The 16,129-nt window shown below is 33.4% G+C and carries 18 protein-coding genes; 5 read left to right on the top strand and 13 right to left on the bottom strand.

Annotated elements, in window-relative coordinates:
* Positions 1-31: 31 nt before the first annotated feature.
* The gene (locus tag AAYQ19_RS10430; protein WP_343536165.1) at positions 32-2,842 is read right to left on the bottom strand and encodes a TonB-dependent receptor; all 2,811 of its coding nucleotides are present in this window, start codon (positions 2,840-2,842) and stop codon (positions 32-34) included.
* A gap of 235 nt (positions 2,843-3,077) precedes the next feature.
* Here AAYQ19_RS10430 and AAYQ19_RS10425 point away from each other — a divergent pair, with 235 nt between their 5' ends.
* A complete protein-coding gene (locus tag AAYQ19_RS10425; protein WP_343536164.1) occupies positions 3,078-4,178 on the top strand; it encodes a DUF4407 domain-containing protein in 1,101 nt (366 codons plus the stop codon).
* 143 nt (positions 4,179-4,321) lie between these two features.
* Here the strand turns inward: AAYQ19_RS10425 and AAYQ19_RS10420 are convergent, their stop codons facing one another.
* From AAYQ19_RS10420 to ruvC, 9 genes are all read right to left on the bottom strand, one after another.
* Positions 4,322-5,038, bottom strand: a complete 717-nt coding sequence (locus tag AAYQ19_RS10420; protein ID WP_343536163.1) for a PH domain-containing protein — start codon at positions 5,036-5,038, stop codon at positions 4,322-4,324.
* Between the two features lie 71 nt (positions 5,039-5,109).
* A complete protein-coding gene (locus tag AAYQ19_RS10415) occupies positions 5,110-5,481 on the bottom strand; it encodes an MmcQ/YjbR family DNA-binding protein (protein ID WP_132990607.1) in 372 nt (123 codons plus the stop codon).
* Positions 5,482-5,487: 6 nt separating this feature from the next.
* Complete coding sequence (locus AAYQ19_RS10410) at positions 5,488-5,838, bottom strand: DUF4260 domain-containing protein (protein WP_343536162.1); 351 nt, start codon at positions 5,836-5,838, stop codon at positions 5,488-5,490.
* Positions 5,835-6,236: a GNAT family N-acetyltransferase gene (locus tag AAYQ19_RS10405; RefSeq protein ID WP_343536161.1), complete on the bottom strand. Its 402-nt coding sequence runs from the start codon at positions 6,234-6,236 to the stop codon at positions 5,835-5,837. The genes AAYQ19_RS10410 and AAYQ19_RS10405 overlap by 4 nt, the downstream gene beginning before the upstream one ends.
* Before the next feature lie 58 nt (positions 6,237-6,294).
* Complete coding sequence (locus tag AAYQ19_RS10400; protein WP_343536160.1) at positions 6,295-7,083, bottom strand: cyclase family protein; 789 nt, start codon at positions 7,081-7,083, stop codon at positions 6,295-6,297.
* Positions 7,084-7,141: 58 nt separating this feature from the next.
* Positions 7,142-7,519 carry a GxxExxY protein gene (locus AAYQ19_RS10395; protein ID WP_343536159.1) on the bottom strand — a complete coding sequence of 126 codons (378 nt, stop codon included), beginning with the start codon at positions 7,517-7,519 and terminating at the stop codon, positions 7,142-7,144.
* A gap of 121 nt (positions 7,520-7,640) precedes the next feature.
* The gene (gene hemW / locus AAYQ19_RS10390) at positions 7,641-8,786 is read right to left on the bottom strand and encodes a radical SAM family heme chaperone HemW (RefSeq protein ID WP_343536157.1); all 1,146 of its coding nucleotides are present in this window, start codon (positions 8,784-8,786) and stop codon (positions 7,641-7,643) included.
* A 71-nt stretch (positions 8,787-8,857) separates the two neighbouring features.
* Positions 8,858-9,709 carry a DUF6252 domain-containing protein gene (locus tag AAYQ19_RS10385; protein WP_343536155.1) on the bottom strand — a complete coding sequence of 284 codons (852 nt, stop codon included), beginning with the start codon at positions 9,707-9,709 and terminating at the stop codon, positions 8,858-8,860.
* Positions 9,710-9,747: 38 nt separating this feature from the next.
* On the bottom strand, positions 9,748-10,302 hold the full coding sequence (gene ruvC / locus AAYQ19_RS10380) for a crossover junction endodeoxyribonuclease RuvC (RefSeq protein WP_343536153.1): 555 nt from the start codon (positions 10,300-10,302) through the stop codon (positions 9,748-9,750).
* 119 nt (positions 10,303-10,421) lie between these two features.
* Here ruvC and AAYQ19_RS10375 point away from each other — a divergent pair, with 119 nt between their 5' ends.
* Together AAYQ19_RS10375 and AAYQ19_RS10370 are read left to right on the top strand one after the other, a co-directional pair.
* Positions 10,422-11,366: a hypothetical protein gene (locus tag AAYQ19_RS10375; RefSeq protein ID WP_343536152.1), complete on the top strand. Its 945-nt coding sequence runs from the start codon at positions 10,422-10,424 to the stop codon at positions 11,364-11,366.
* Positions 11,363-12,466: a glycosyltransferase family 2 protein gene (locus tag AAYQ19_RS10370; protein WP_343536151.1), complete on the top strand. Its 1,104-nt coding sequence runs from the start codon at positions 11,363-11,365 to the stop codon at positions 12,464-12,466. The genes AAYQ19_RS10375 and AAYQ19_RS10370 overlap by 4 nt, the downstream gene beginning before the upstream one ends.
* Positions 12,467-12,577: 111 nt before the next feature.
* Here the strand turns inward: AAYQ19_RS10370 and AAYQ19_RS10365 are convergent, their stop codons facing one another.
* Together AAYQ19_RS10365 and AAYQ19_RS10360 are read right to left on the bottom strand one after the other, a co-directional pair.
* Positions 12,578-13,057: a hypothetical protein gene (locus AAYQ19_RS10365; protein ID WP_343536150.1), complete on the bottom strand. Its 480-nt coding sequence runs from the start codon at positions 13,055-13,057 to the stop codon at positions 12,578-12,580.
* Positions 13,058-13,106: 49 nt separating this feature from the next.
* Positions 13,107-13,490: a hypothetical protein gene (locus AAYQ19_RS10360; protein WP_343536149.1), complete on the bottom strand. Its 384-nt coding sequence runs from the start codon at positions 13,488-13,490 to the stop codon at positions 13,107-13,109.
* Positions 13,491-13,536: 46 nt separating this feature from the next.
* On the opposite strand from AAYQ19_RS10360, the gene AAYQ19_RS10355 reads away from it, so the two are divergent.
* Together AAYQ19_RS10355 and AAYQ19_RS10350 are read left to right on the top strand one after the other, a co-directional pair.
* Entirely contained in the window at positions 13,537-14,037 is a 501-nt protein-coding gene (locus AAYQ19_RS10355) for a DUF456 domain-containing protein (RefSeq protein WP_343536148.1), read from the top strand.
* Between the two features lie 283 nt (positions 14,038-14,320).
* A complete protein-coding gene (locus AAYQ19_RS10350; protein WP_343536147.1) occupies positions 14,321-14,923 on the top strand; it encodes a DUF937 domain-containing protein in 603 nt (200 codons plus the stop codon).
* 63 nt (positions 14,924-14,986) lie between these two features.
* On the opposite strand, the gene AAYQ19_RS10345 is transcribed toward AAYQ19_RS10350, so the two are convergent.
* Entirely contained in the window at positions 14,987-15,895 is a 909-nt protein-coding gene (locus AAYQ19_RS10345) for a pseudouridine synthase (protein ID WP_343536146.1), read from the bottom strand.
* Positions 15,896-16,129 lie beyond the last annotated feature (234 nt).

Here is a 16,129-nt window from a genome sequence, read left to right as displayed (position 1 = left end):
GTCTAATTTAAGAATTTTAAAAAAGTGCGGCTTACAAGTCTAATTTCAATCCTAAATTGTAACGTCCTTGGTAATATTCAGCTTGTTTTGTGTGTGCTTCAACTCCTTGGTAGTAACGCAATGGCTGATTTGTTAAGTTGTTAGCTTCTGCGAAAACACGAAGTTTAGGTGTGATTTTATAAGAAGCATTTGCATCCAAGAAAAATTGCTTGTCATAAAAACTGTCTTTATAAGATTCTGAACCTAATTCATCTAAATAATCAGAAGTGAAGTTAGTTGAAACTCTCGCTGAAAAACGTTTGTTTTCCCAAGATAAAGATCCGTTGAACATGTGTGGTGCTGTACCTGGAAGACTGATATCGTTTCTTTCATTTCCGTCTTCATCAGAAATACCTTTTGCTTTAGATTTTGTATACGTATAGTTTACATAAATTGAGAAGCCTTTCAAGAAATCACCTGGCAAGAAATCTAAACGACGCTGAAGCGCAACTTCAAATCCGTAAACGTCAACGGTGTCTCCGTTTCTTGATTGTAAAAATGACCAGTTTTCTCCCGTTGGAATTGGGTTAACTTGATTAGGAAAATCTGCAGCAAATTTTTCAGTTGTATATTGATTGTCGCTGTAGTTGTATATGAAATCATGTAATTTTTTGTAGAAAACACCTCCAGAAATCAAACCAACAGATTTGAAATAATTCTCAGCCATGAAATCATAATTGTATGAGTATGTTGCATCAAGATCTGGATTTCCAGCTGTAATTTCTTTATCAGCAGCGATATTGTTTACATAAGGTGCTAATGCATAATAGTTTGGACGAGCCAAAGCTGTTGTTGCAGCCGCTCTTAAAACTAAATCTTTAGTCGCATTGTATTGAAATGAAATGCTTGGCAACAAATTCGTATACGTGTTTTTGGTGTTGATTTGACTTTCTAATTCTTCCTCATCCAAAACTCTATTTCCTGTATAATCAATGTGCGTATTCTCGACACGGAAACCTAAAACCATAGAAAGTTTATCGTTAAAATCTTGATCCCATCTTACATAAGCAGCGTAAATACTTTCCTTAGCATTGTAGTTTACAGCTAAATATTCTGCTGGATCGGCTTCTTTATCAAATAATGTCGGATTGTTTAAATCTAAACCTCCCAAAAACGCTGCAGAAGCAAAAGTTCCTGGCACATATTTGCTTCCTGGATTGAAGTTTTTTCCATCAAAATACGATGTTGGAACTTGTGATAATAGCGCCATATCATCATTGATCGGTTCGTAAGAATAGAATGAATTGTTCCTTTCTTTTTCTTTCAAACGAAGTCTAAGACCAGTTCTCAATCTTCCTTTTTCTCCTGCAATTACAGAGAAAGGAAAACGGATATTTACTTTTGCTCCAAATTCGCTTTCGCTTGTATCATCTGTATTTTCAGTAACCGAATCAAATTTGAATTCGTCAACTGATTCACCAACCGTTGTCATCAAAGGAAATCTTGGATCAGATAAATCTTCCATCATTTCCAAACCTTTCTGACGGTATTCGATATAACGTTCTTGCGGGCGATATTCTCTCGCTTTTGCATAATTAGCAGACCAATCCAAATCTAGAGTTGAATTGATTAAATGCTCTCCTCGAATTGAGTAATTCTGAACCGTTTGTTGTTCTAATCTTCTGTTTTTGTTTCTATTGCTGTCAACTCCACCTTTTGTTTGACGTTTTACACGACCTTCAAAACCAGTGATTTCTTCGCCGTTGTAAATTGGCTCGATATCATCATAAGTAGTTCTGAAACGGTTTTCTCTGTCATCTCTCCAGTTGTAGATTGCATTAGCAAAAATGGTATTGTTTTCGTCAAATTTGTAATCCAAAGCCACAGAAGCACTACGACGAATACGTTGTACATCGTATTTTCTGATTTCTGAAGCTTGTAGATATTCATTTCCAAAATCATCTTTTACCCATTCGTTTTCGATGTTATCAGAACCGTAATCTACATTATTATATGATCCGCTGAAAACTGCTCCAAGTTTATTGTCGAAAAAACGATTTCCGTAAACTAAACCTGCAGTATAAGATGCGTGGTCGCGAATTGGCAAATAACCTCCAGCAAGCGTTGCAGAGATTCTTTCGCCATTTGGAGTTGCTCTTGTAATCAAGTTTACAGAACCTCCAATCGCATCAGCATCCATATCTGATGTAAGCGTTTTGTTTACTTCGATAGTCGAAATCATATCAGATGGAATCAAGTCCATTTGTACGTTTCTGTTATCTCCTTCAGCAGATGGAATTCGGTCGCCATTTAAAGTAACCGAGTTCAATGAAGGAGCAAGACCTCTAATAATAATGTTACGCGCTTCACCTTGGTCGTTTTGCATGGTGATACCTGGAACACGTTTTAAAGCGTCTCCAACATTAGCATCAGGAAAACGTCCAACTTGGTCAGATGAAATTACGTTTCCAATGTTTTTGTTGTTTTTTTGCTGATTCAGCGCTTTGGCCTGACCTTTTAAAACGTCTCCAACTACAACTTCGTTCAGCTCAGTTCCAGAAGTTTTTAAGGCAAAATCAATTACATTGTTTTTTCCTTGTTCAACGGTGATTTCCTGAGTTATTGCAGTATATCCAATATATTTTACAGTTACTTTATAAGTTCCTGTATTTACGTTTAATAATTCGAAACGGCCATTATAATCTGAAACCGTGTATTTGTTTTCGCCTACGATTTGAACCATCGCTCCAGGCAAAGGAAGTTTGTCGTCAATATCTAATACTTTTCCCGAAATTATTGCTTTTTGAGCATAACCTGAAAAGGCCAATAGCATAAATGTTACTAATAAATAAATTTTTCTCATTGTGTTTTAGTTTGATTTCCTGCGAAACTAGAACCTTAATGTTATTAAAGAAGTTGAAAAAAATTAACATAGTGTTATGATTGCCCTAATAAAAAACGAACTTATTAATGTTAAAGTAACACTTATTTATTTGAAATAATTTAAGGCGCAAATGAAAACAAATCAACTATTTACCTCATAATTAAATTTTTGGCGTTAAATTTGTTCTATCAATCACAATCAAAAATCATCAATCATGTTAAAACAATTTTTTATCCTATGTTCAGGAGTCGACCGAGATCTCTTGAAAGATTGTTCAGAAGGCGAACAAACCAAATATGTTGGAATTGGCGCCACTGTATTTTTTACTGCTGTAATGGCATTTTTAGCCAGTGCTTATGCGCTTTTTACGGTTTTCGATTCTATTTATCCCGCTTTGATTTTTGGATTTGTTTGGAGTTTGCTGATTTTTAATCTGGACCGATTTATCGTTTCGACAATTAAAAAGAGAGACCGTTTTATGGATGAATTCCTGCAAGCGACGCCTCGAATTGCTTTGGCAATTATTATTGCGATTGTAATTTCAAAACCTTTGGAAATTAAAATCTTCGAAAAAGAAATCAATACTGTTTTGTTGAAAGAGAAAAACGAAATGGAATTGGCCAATAAAAAACAAGTTGGAAACTATTTCAAATCGGATTTAGATAAAAATAAAGCTGAAATTGCGGCGCTAAAGGCAGATATTGTAAAGAAAGAGAAAGAAGTAAACGACTTATATTCTGTTTATATTACCGAAGCCGAAGGAACTGCCGGAACCAAGAAATTAGGAAAAGGCCCAGTTTATAAAGAGAAACGAGAAAAACACGATGCGTCGCTTAAAGAGTTTGAAACTTTAAAAACAACAAACGAAGCAAAAATCGCCGAAAAGGAAAAAATCGGGAAACAATTACAAGCCGATTTAGATAAAAAAGTTTCGCAAACACAGCCCATCATTGAAGGTTTCGACGGATTAATGGCGCGTATCAATGCACTAAACAAATTGCCTTGGCTTCCGTCATTTTTCATTATGCTATTGTTTTTAGCCATTGAAACTTCTCCAATTATTGCCAAATTATTAGCACCAAAAGGAGAATTCGATTTCAAACAAGAAGAAGCCGAAACTGCGATGAAAGCGACTTTGGCACAAAATAAATACCAACGCGATTTACTCGTAAAAACCAGCGCCGAAATGCACGACAGAGTGTACGCTGATATCGCCGAAGATAAAGGATTATTTGACTTGCAACGTAAAAATGCCAAGGAATTACTGGAACTACAGTCGCATAAATTTGTAGAAAAGCAGAAAGCGACGCTTTAGTCAGAAAGTTGGAAATTCGAAAGTCATAAAGTCGAAATACAGACTTAAAAATAAAGTCCGAAATAGAATTTCTATTTCGGACTTTTTATTTTGACAAAGTCAAGAAAACTTTAAGACTTTCGACTTTTGACTTTAAGACTTATTTACATGTAACTTAAAATCTCTTTCTTATAAGCATCATATTCTCCTTGCATGATTAAACCATTGTCAAGAAGTTTTTTGTAATTCTGCAATTTATCAAAAAGTTCTTCTTTAGATAAATCACTTAATTTGCGTTCTCCTGCTGGTTGAGATGGTTGCGTTGGAAGCGGTTCGTAAGTTTCTGTAACAACTGGTGCTGCAGGCAAAATTTCTGCGAAACTTGTCACTTCTTCTGTTTCTACTTCTTCAACTTCGTCTTCGTCTTCAAAAACTGGTTCTTCTACTTGAACTGGTTCTTGAACAGGAGTTCCAGCTTGAACAGGATTTTTCAATAAATCCAATTGCTCTTTAGCATAGGTATAAATTTTTCTAGCTTGAATTTTCGGGATATAATCGATAGAAACAGCTAAATCAGTTTTTGTTCCAAATGAAAATTCAGAACCTAAAATATTTTCTTTAACAAACGTACTTGCAATATCATCCCAAGTATAATCTGTGAAGTCCATAGAAAGACCCAAATTTTTAGGTTTGCAGATAATAATACGTTTATTGGTTAATACAATGCTGTCCGGAAAAACAGTAAGTGCAGGCTTTTTTTGCACTGCGATATATCCAACTTCTTCGCCTTTCATTAATAAATCTGTAAGTTTCGAAGTGATTTTTTCAATCGCTTTTGGATCTTGTTCTTCGTTCAGAAATTTTTTAAATTGTTCTTTCATTTTTTTAAAGGTTCTAAGTTGCTAAGCTACTAAGCAGCTGCGTTTTTTTTCTTACGTTGCAAATGTAATGCCTAATTTTCTAATTCGGTTATTTCATTTTGAATTTTCTTTGTTAAGCTTTTGAAAACCAATTCGTACGAATGGTCTATGAGTTCTTTCACAAATTTATCTGGGAGATTTCCGTTTAAGGCCACGGTATTCCAATGTACTTTGCTCATATGAAATCCTGGTTTTATTTCGTCATATTCTGCCCTTAGTTCTTCTGCACGGTCTGGATCACACTTTAAATTGACCGAAGCTTCATTTTTTTCCCATTGTGAAAGTGACGATAAGGCAAACATTTTTCCGCCCACTTTAAAAACTAAAGTATCTTCATCAAAAGGAAAATGCTCACTGACGCCTTTTTTCGAAAGACAATATTCATAATACGTTTCTAAATTCATACTAGTTTATTTACCAATTTCACCTAAATGCGTGTATTTAAAACCTTTTTCATATTTGAGGCCGTAACCAAAAAATCGATCCATTGCCGAATGTGAAAATAAAATAATTCCGGCTAACTGCAACAATTCATTTTTAAAATAAGAACCTAAAAGATATAAAAGAATTGCAATGCCTTTATGGTGAAAGACATTATAAAGAAATGCTCCACCTTTATTTCCAAAAGCATAGCCAATCATGGATAAATCGGGAGCTAGAATTAATGCCAAAAACCACCACCATTCAAAATTCAAAAGACTAAATAAATAGATTCCCAGAATAAACAAAGCGACTTCTTCAAGTTTTAGAACTGTTTTCATTTGACTATTTTTTCCATCATCTTTTCAGGATGATTCAGTTTTGTAAATCCGAATTTTTCATATAAAAAATGCGCATCAGTGGTTGCCAATCGCCAAATTTTGACTTCTTGTAATTGAGGATCGTTCATCATCGCTTCAATTAAAATGGATGAATATCCTTTTCCACGATGTTCTTCAGTAATAAAAACATCCATTAAATAAGCAAAAACCACATAATCGGTAATTACGCGCGCAAAACCAATTTGTTTGTCGTCCAAATAAATTCCAAAACAAACCGAAGCATCGATCGTTCGTTGAACTTCATCAATTGTTCGCCCTGCGGCCCAATAAATATCTTTTAGAAAATTCTGTATAAACGGAACATCAAGTTTTGTTTTATCTGTAGAAACGGCTATCATTTTAATTTTAGATTTAAGAGTTCAGATTTTAGATTTTTTTAGAAGTGGAATCTAAAATCTACAATCTAAAATCTGCAATTTTATATAATATAGGTTTACTTGGACTTGCGTCATTTTCAAACGAAGCGATTTGAAGATTTAGTATATAATTTCCATCTTCAATTTCATCGGGAGCATAAATCATTTCTGTAATTGTAGCATTTAGTCTGGCGTCAGAATTGAGATTTACCGTGTCTTTTACATTCCAAAACGCTTTGTGAGCTAATAATTTTCCTTCGTCATGTTCTTTGTCGACACTTGGCAAATCGATTAATAAATGTTGAATTTCGCTTTCGCGGATGAAAATCGCAGCATCTTCAGCTAAATATGGCGGATTTGTATTCGAATATTTTCTTGATTTTTTATCTAATTGATTTGGAAGCGTTCTGATAATAATCGACTCTATCTTGCTAAAAGGAGTCGAAGCATTTGTTACATTGAGCGAAGTCGAAATGCATTCTTTCGTAATCACAAAATCATCTCCAATTTTTTCTGGTTCAACCGTGATCAATTTTGCCGTAAAGAAAAACTGTTTCAATGATTGATTAATGCTATAAAAATCATTCGTGATATGTCCTAAACATTCTGTATGCGTGCCATGTCCATGCGGATTGAAGAAAATGTTGTTGAAATTCGTAGACGATTTCCCTTCCGAAACTTTCCCAATCCAGTCGCCAAAAACTACCGGTTCAATGGAAGGTTTTTCGATATACCAAGCAATCGGATTTGCATCTGTATTGGTTAATGGAATCGAAATATCGATGGGTTTTGATAAGTCTATTTCGAAGTTGTTGATTTTTGCTTTCATAAGTTTTGTTTAACCGCAAGGCACGCTAGGAATTACGCAAAGGTCGCAAGGATTTTTATTAAAGATTGTTTGCCACTCTTTTTATTCCATTTTTTAATAAAGAAACATTGAAGTTAATTAATAAGCCTAGTTTGCAATTTGTTAGTTTTAAGTAAGTCAATAACTGAGCAAAATGAACCTCATTTAAACAATCGACTGCCTTTACTTCCAAAATTAGTTTATTTTCTATTAAAATATCTAAACGATAACCAACATCTAATTTTACTTCTTCATAAATTAATGGTAATGCTTTTTGTTTTTCGATATTAAGCTCTAATTTCTTTAATTCATAGAACAAACATTCCTCATAAGCACTTTCTAAAAGACCAGGACCTAAAGTTTGGTGTACTTTTAACGCCGCATTAAACACAATTCGAGATAGATCATTTTCTGACATAAGCAGTTTCAATAAAAATTAAAACTCAAATATAAAACTTTATGTACAAAATATAGTTCAATTCTTACAAAATAAAAGATAGCGTTCTTTGCGTAATTCCTAGCGTGCCTTGCGGTTAAGTCTATTCTTCCAAATTTAAATAAAACAAATCACTCGCAATTCCATCCGTTAAAAATTTTCCTTTTGGAGTGGGTTTTAGAATGTTATTTTCAATTGAAAGAAGATCATCATTTAAAAACTTTTCAGATTGTTTTTTTAGATAGTTCAAATATTCCAAACCAAATTCCTTTTCAATTCTGTCCAAAGAAACCCCCCAAATCGTTCGTAATCCCGTCATAATATATTCATTATAACGATCTGAAATCGTCAATGTTTCCGTTTCAATAGGAAGTTCATTGTTTTGAATTGCTTTTATATAAAGTGAATTATTGGCGATATTCCAGCCTCTTTTTTCTCCGTCATAACTATGCGCCGAAGGACCAATTCCGATATATTTTTTGCCTAGCCAATATGCCGAATTGTTTTTGGAGAAATAATTCTCTTTTCCAAAATTCGATAATTCATAATGAATAAAACCGTTTTTCTGAAGCATTTCAACCAAAATCATAAAATGGTTTGAAGCGACATCGTCCTGTGGTTCAGCAATTTTTCCGGTTTGAATTAATTTGCTCAAAGCTGTTTTTGGTTCCACCGTCAAAGCATAACTCGAAATATGCGGAATACCAAAATCTAAAGCCGTTTGAATATTCTGTTTCCACATTTCGTCGCTCATTCCCGGAATTCCGTAAATCAAATCCAATGAAATATTATCGAAATATTTAGTTGCTTCTTGCAAACATTTTTTGGCTTCCGCCGAATTATGAGCACGGTTCATCATCTTCAAATCGGCTTCAAAAAAAGATTGAATTCCAATGCTTAAACGGTTTATTGGACTTTTGGATAATTCTAAAATTCGTTCTGGCGACAAATCATCTGGATTTGCTTCCAGCGTAATTTCAGGATTTTCGATGACTTTGTAATGCTTGTAAACTTCAGAAATCAGAAAATTAATTTCTTCATTACTTAAAACCGAAGGCGTTCCGCCACCAAAATAAATTGTTTCAATAATATTGTCATCCTGAGCAGAGTCGAAAGGTTTACGCATACCAATTTCTTTGGCTAAAGCCAAAACCATATCGTCTTTCTTTTTCATAGAAGTCGAAAAATGAAAGTCGCAGTAATGACAAGCCTGCTTGCAAAATGGTATGTGAATATAAATGCCCGACATAATAAAAAAAGAGCAAGGTAAATCTTGCTCTTCAATATTCAATATTATTTGACGAAAAAATGCTTTTAATTCTATTTTCTTTCCTTGAATGTACCATTTGTAATGGTGATTTTTGCTTTGGTTACAGGATGTGTCGCAGTAAGATTAAATGTTCCTGTCACGTAAAAATCATTTATGGCCGTGTAATTTATTGTTCCTGAAACGATGTAATCAATATTTTCATGAGTTGCAACATCATATTTTTGGAAAGAAATTTTGTATGCCGAATTATTTGTGAAAGTATAAGTTCCAGCTTTAGCACCAGAATAAGGGAATGTTATGTTAATTGTATATTCTCCATCATTTTGAGCATACAAAATATAAGATTCCATATTTTCAATTGTAGATGACATCACTAAACCATGCCAGTCTTTTCCGTCTAATTTTGCAAAAGTACCTTGCCCTTCAAAATCGGATGCGATTTCTTTGTATGGAATTTTAAAAGAACCACTTACATTTATGAAGTCAGATTGATAATCGTATTCGTCTTCATAAATTTTGCCAGAAAATTTTACCTGAACAGTTTTGTCCGTTGGATTTAAATTTTCTAAAGTAAAAGTAAATGTGTTCGAACTGAAATTTCCTAATGCATAATGATTTGGAATTGTACTTGTTATTGATGTTGAGTTCGTAATAGCTTCGTACAAATTGCCATAGGTATTGAATTTAAAATCAATAGCAAAGCCTTCTTCAGATGTACCTAAAACTTCTATAAAATCACCTTGTTTAATTGCTTCCCAGGTTTTGACTTTTTGTGTTTTGTTATTGTAAGTAAAGTTGAAATAAGCATCCCCAGATTGGCTTCCATCACCGCTTTCGTCTGAAGAACATGATGAAATAAGGATCGTAAATAAAGCAAGAGCAATAAGTTTAAGGTTTTTCATTTGTGGTATTATTAGGTTAAATTTTAACCCAAATATACTTATTTTCTTATTTTATCCTCGTTTTGTTTCACAAAAGCATCCCAACCTGAATAACTTTTTCCAGCAACAACTTTTCCCGAATTAAAATGATGGCAAACTGCAGCGGCCAAACCGTCTGTTGAATCTAGGTTTTTTGGCAATTCTTTTAAGCCCAAAAGTTGTTGCAGCATTTTTGCGACTTGTTCTTTGCTGGCATTTCCGTTTCCGGTAATTGCCATTTTTATCTTTTTAGGTTCGTATTCTGTAATCGGAATGCCTCTTGAAAGTCCCGCCGCCATTGCCACACCTTGCGCGCGTCCTAATTTCAGCATCGACTGAACGTTTTTGCCAAAGAAAGGCGCTTCAATTGCGATTTCATCAGGACAATGCGTTTCGATTAATTCGATAGTTCTTTCAAAAATAACTCTTAGTTTTTGGTAATGATTGTCGTATTTGGAAAGCTGCAATTCATTCAATTGCAGAAATTCCATTTTTTTATTGGTTACTTTAATCAATCCGAAACCCATAATTGTGGTTCCTGGGTCAATACCTAATATGATGCGTTCTTGTGTCAAGAGAGTTTTTGTTTCAAGTTTCAAGTTTAACGTTTCAAGTTTCAAGTTTTTTAAAAATCAAAACGATTCATTTTCTAATTGTCATATTGCCTAATTTACAAATTGTTTACTTTTGCGGCATGATTTCAATTCCACACAAAGCTAAGCAATTCCTAGTTCTTCTGGCCAAACTTTTAATTGTTGGCGGCGCATTTTATTTTATTTACAATCAGCTGGCTAACAATGACAAATTAGACTGGCAGAAGTTCATTGTTTTGTTCAAGAAAAACCAGTCGGTTTTAGGGATTGGATTTATCTTGCTTTTGAGTGTTTTGAACCGTTATTTCGAGATTTTGAAATGGCAGAATCTGGCGCAAGTCATTCATAAAATATCAGTTTACGAATCCACAAAACAAGTTTTAGCCGCTTTAACTGCCGGAATTTTTACGCCAAATGGAGTAGGAGAGTACGCAGGAAAAGCTTTGTATTATCCAAAATCTGAAGCCAAAAGAGTGGTTTTTTTAAACTTGATCTGCAACGGAATCCAAATGATTTTGACGATTATTTTCGGGATTTTCGGATTGCTTTATTTCAATGCAGAATTCAATGTGATTACAACCCAAACCGTTCTCATTCTTTTTAGTGGATTTGTATTAATTTTAATTATTTTATTTTCAATTAAAAAGATAAAAGTAAAAGGATATTCGATTGAAAAACTGATTCATAAAATCAATGAAATTCCGAAATCAGTTCATCGAAAAAACATTTTTTTAGGAATTTGCCGTTATTTGGTTTTTTCGCATCAGTATTATTTTTTGTTTTTAGCTTTTGATGTCGATTTACCTTATTTGACTTTAATGGCAGCGATTACATCAGTTTATTTTCTGGCTTCTTCATTGCCAACATTTCAATTTTTGGATTTTGCAGTAAAAGGAAGTGTAGCCATTTATTTCTTCGGAATTCTGAAAGTAAACGAGTGGATTGTAGTTTTTATAAGTACTTTAATGTGGTTTTTAAATGTAGTTCTTCCGGTAGTTTTAGGAAGCTATTTTGTACTGAATTTTAAAACTAAAACGACAACATGATTTTGGAATTATTCTTCATATTAGCCATTTATAGCATCAGTATTGGTTTGCTTGTTTATGGTTTTTTCAGAATAAAAACTTATCAAAAGAACAATTTAGAGCCGAAAATAAGTTTTACAATAATAGTTCCGTTTCGGAATGAAAAGGAAAATTTGCCAATACTTTTAGAGAGTTTTTCTAATTTGAATTATCCAAAAGATTTATTCAAAGTTATTTTAGTGGATGATAATTCAAACGAGAAATTCCACATCTCACATTTCACATTTGACATTTCACAAATCGACAATATACGAGTTTCAAAATCTCCCAAAAAAGATGCGATTACAACTGCAATGCAACATGTAGAAACCGATTGGGTTATTACAACCGATGCTGATTGTATTGTTTCAGAAAACTGGCTTTTGACCTTAGACAATTACATTCAGGAAAATAAAGTTTCGATGTTGGCGGGTGCTGTGACATACAACTGCGGAAATTCTTTTTTAGATCATTTTCAGCAATTAGATTTAACGAGTCTGCAGGGAGCCACAATTGGAAGTTTCGGAATCAATAAAGGGTTTATGTGTAATGGAGCCAATTTTGCCTACACAAAATCATTGTTTGAAAGTTTAAATGGCTTTGATGGAAATGACAAAATTGCTAGTGGTGATGATGTTTTTTTACTCCAAAAAGCCATTGAAAAGTTCCCAAATCAAGTTCATTATTTAAAAGCAGACGGTGCCATTGTCATCACAAAACCAACTAAAAACTGGAAAACATTATTTCATCAAAGAGTACGTTGGGCAGCAAAAACAAGTTCTTATAAAAGTGCTTTTGGCAAATTCTTAGGAGTGATTGTTTTCTTTGGAAATCTGAGTTTTGTAATTGGATTTTTCTTTCTTCTTTTCGGAATTTGGTCGTATCCGATTTTTGTAATTTTTGCTTTTTTTAAGTTTGCAATTGATTTTGTTTTGCTTTCCGTTACCAATAAGTTTTTGACAAAAACTAAAATCAAAAGCCTTTTGCTGAGCAGTTTGCTATATCCTTTTTTTAGTTCGGCTGTGGCTTTGTATAGCTTGTTTGGTTCTTATGAATGGAAGGATCGACGCTTTACGAAATAAATTAAAACCATATAAGTTATATAAGAAATTTAAGTTGCAAATCACTGTCACCTTGCAGTAAGTTTAAATGAACTTATATAACTTACATGGTGAAAAGTTATGGTGAAAAAACTATTCTTTAGCTTTTAAAATAACAGGCAAAATAAATTGCGTTTTTACCGGAATACCACGCTTGATAGCTGGATTTACTTTAGGAAAATCAATTAAGCGTGCGTGCAGAATACTATCTACTTTGATGGTGTCATAAGCAACAGAATCTTTAGGGAATTGAGGCTCGAATTTCATTTTTGAATTCGGAAAAACAGTTACTTTTACCTGGATGGTGTCCAGTTCAGGATACAGAATTGACAGACTATCGATTTGTAGTTTCTCTTGAATAAGTTGTGCCATTACATCAAAAAAACATTTTTGGCGTTGTTTTTCATCTGCAATACTTTCGCATTCGGCGACGGTAGGATATTCATCTACTTCTTTCCAGTTAATGGATTTTAGCTCTTTTTGAAGCAATTCTTTTTCAGACGGAACCTTCTTCTCAAAATATTGACAAGAGTTCAAAAGTAGGAAAGCTAAAAAAATGAAAAACTGCTTCAAGATTTTGAGGTTGAGTTGAATAAAGTGCTTTTGTGGTATAAAAATACGATTATTTTTTTTGTGAACCTTTGTATTCTAAATAATCTTCATAGCTTTCAGAAAGCCACTGTTGTTTATTTTGCGCAGCAAGTTCTTTTTGGTCAGGATATAATGAGGCAAGCCGATCTGAAAATGTTGCGATCTGAACGGTGTAGGTGTAAAATTCGGCTTTTGTAAGTACAATATTTGGATCTTGTTTGCGATTAAAGAATTCAAGAAAAAGGGTGTCAAATTCCTTGAGAGAAAAATTTAATACTTTTTTCTTATTACTTTTATAAATGCTGTCCTGCATTAAAAGATCATCTAAAGGAAGTTTTTGAGTTTGAGCACATACGTTTGAATGGATTGAAAGAATCAAATAGAAGAATGCAAATATTTTCAAAAATCGTCTCATAGCTTGTTTTTTCTAGGGATTTGCAAATACAATTTACAAAAAATATATGGATTTAGTATTGTTGTTGCTCGGTTTTATCTGTATGATTATCGGTATTTTTGGTAGTTTCTTGCCTGTTTTGCCTGGCTTGTCAAGTTGCTGGGTCGGATTATTGCTTTTGTATCTCACAAAGGCTGTCGAGAATAATTACTGGGTTTTGGGCATTACATTTCTTATTACAATCGTGATTACAATTTTAGATTATATAATTCCGTCAAAAGGAACTAAAAAATTTGGAGGAAGCTCTTACGGAGTATGGGGAACAAACATTGGTTTAATAATTGGGATTTTGGCTCCTATACCTTTCGGAGTAATTATTGGACCATTCGTTGGGGCATTTATTGGAGAACTTATTTATGATTCAAAAAACCATCACAGGGCATTAAAAGCGGCTACAGGATCGTTGCTTGGATTTCTTGCTTCAAGCTTTATTAACTTTATGTTTTGTGTTATTTTTCTTGGAATTTTTCTGCATGTAACATGGGAATATCGAAACATTTTATTTTAATTCTGTAAAAGTACTTAGGATTTTTCTTATTTTTTGTAGGTTTTTGAAAAATATTCAAAAATTTGTAAAATTTTTTTCCATTTCCTTTTGATAACGAAAGTATTATGTTTACTGATATTGGCAACAATTTATGTTAATAACCTGTTAATCGGGTATGTATATTCTTAACTTATTTTTTGGAAATGTTAAAATATTTTATATTTTTATCCTGATAAACGATAAAAAGCCTCACTTTATCGATTATTTCGAACAATTATAAATAATTATTTTATAAGTTATGAGTATGACCCCAAACCTACAAATTGAACTTAGACGTTTTATTTCTTCTAATGTTGTTTCTAAGCTAAACAAGTTTTATTTCGAAAACGATGCACTTTTAATCAAGGGAATTGATGTTTCAATAGGCACAATTTTAATGGGCCTATATAACAAAGCCGAAGAATTAGGCTTTTATAAGGAAGTCATCTCTTTGATCGAAGACGATTCAACCTTTTATCAGGAAGTCGATTTTACTTCAGGCCGAATCTTATCAGTTGACGACTGTTACCGAATTGAAGGAAACGCAATTTTAAAAGAAATCTTCACCAACAAAAAAGGCAGAATTTCTGAAATGATTTCAAATGAAGTCGGAATCAAGAGCGAAACTGCCCGAGAAATACTTAACTTTTCAGCACTTCTTGTAGTCTCTTATCTTAAAAATAATATCCAATTATTAGACAGTTTAAAACTTCTTTTGGAAGAACAAAAAAGAGAAATCCTGAACAGCATCCAACCTGGAATCAAAATCATACTTGGTTTTTCGAATTACGAATCAGTTGAAGAAAAAAATCAAAACATCGGAAGATCAATCTTCACACTTTTTGGACATAACTTTTTCAGTTTCTAAAATAAAAAAATCCCGTCTTACAAAAGCAAAACAGGATTTGATATTTAATCTAATTTGAGAAACTTAAGAGTTTTTCAAATTGATAATTTCTTGGTCTGTCAGAAAACGCCAGTTTCCTCTAGGCAGATTCTTTTTAGTTAAACCAGCAAATGAAACGCGGTCAATACGCAAAACATTGTAGTCAAAACTTTCAAAAATAGAACGAACAACCTTAACGTTTGATGTACGTAATTTAAGGCCAACTTCGCTTTTTGCTTCTTTTTCAATATAACTGATTTCCTCAACAGAAACACGGTGTCCTTCAAGAACTAAACCTTTGCTGATTTTTTCCAAATCCTCAAACTTCAAGTTTTTGTCTAGCGAAACCTGATAAATTTTTGATGATTTTTGATTCGGCAATGAAAACTTACGAATCATATCAGTATCATTAGTAAACAAAAGCAATCCCGTTGTATTCTTGTCCATACGTCCTACAGGAGCAATTTTTGCATTTGTAGAACCACGAACAAGTTCCAATACATTGCGATATTCCTGACCTTCATCAAGAGCAGTAGTAAAGTTTTTCGGTTTGTTCAGTAAAATATATTCTTTCTTTTCTGGAGTCAAAACAACGCCATCAAAGTTTACAACATCATTGATTTTTACTAAATATCCCATTTCAGTAACTGGAACGCCGTTAACTTTAACGTTTCCAGACTGAATATAAATATCGGCATCACGACGTGAACACACTCCAGAATTTGAAATGTATTTGTTCAAACGAATTTCGTCTGAAGCTTTTTGTCTCTTAGCCGGCTGATTTTGTTTTCTGAATTTTTCAGCAGCAGCTTCCTGAGCAGCTTTAACTTCAGGTTTCACTTTTTTTGGCCCCTGAGCGCGTTTTTGCATAGGAGGTTTTGGCTTGCTAGAGTTTGGTCTTGAGCTATTTGGTCTCGATCCGCCTCTTCTATTATTGCCTTCCTTGTTGTTCATAAAGTCATTAATTTGTGCAAAGATAGTTTTTTCCCGCCAATAAATCTTAAGTTCAATGTTCTTAGATTAATAGCGTTGATTTTTAAATAGATAAGGAGCAAGACGAAAGGCTTTTTTTCGGGCATGGTTTCCCGCTTTTTGTTCCCAATCTTTTATTTTTTAAAGAAAAAAATAAAAGGATTTCCACGTCAATCGGGGCTAGACTCAAACAATTGGCTTTTTTTAAACAATTTA

This window comes from Flavobacterium mesophilum (assembly GCF_039581405.1).
GTDB lineage: Bacteria > Bacteroidota > Bacteroidia > Flavobacteriales > Flavobacteriaceae > Flavobacterium.
Note: the sequence above shows the minus strand (reverse complement) of the source record. Positions and strands in the feature narration are given on the sequence as shown.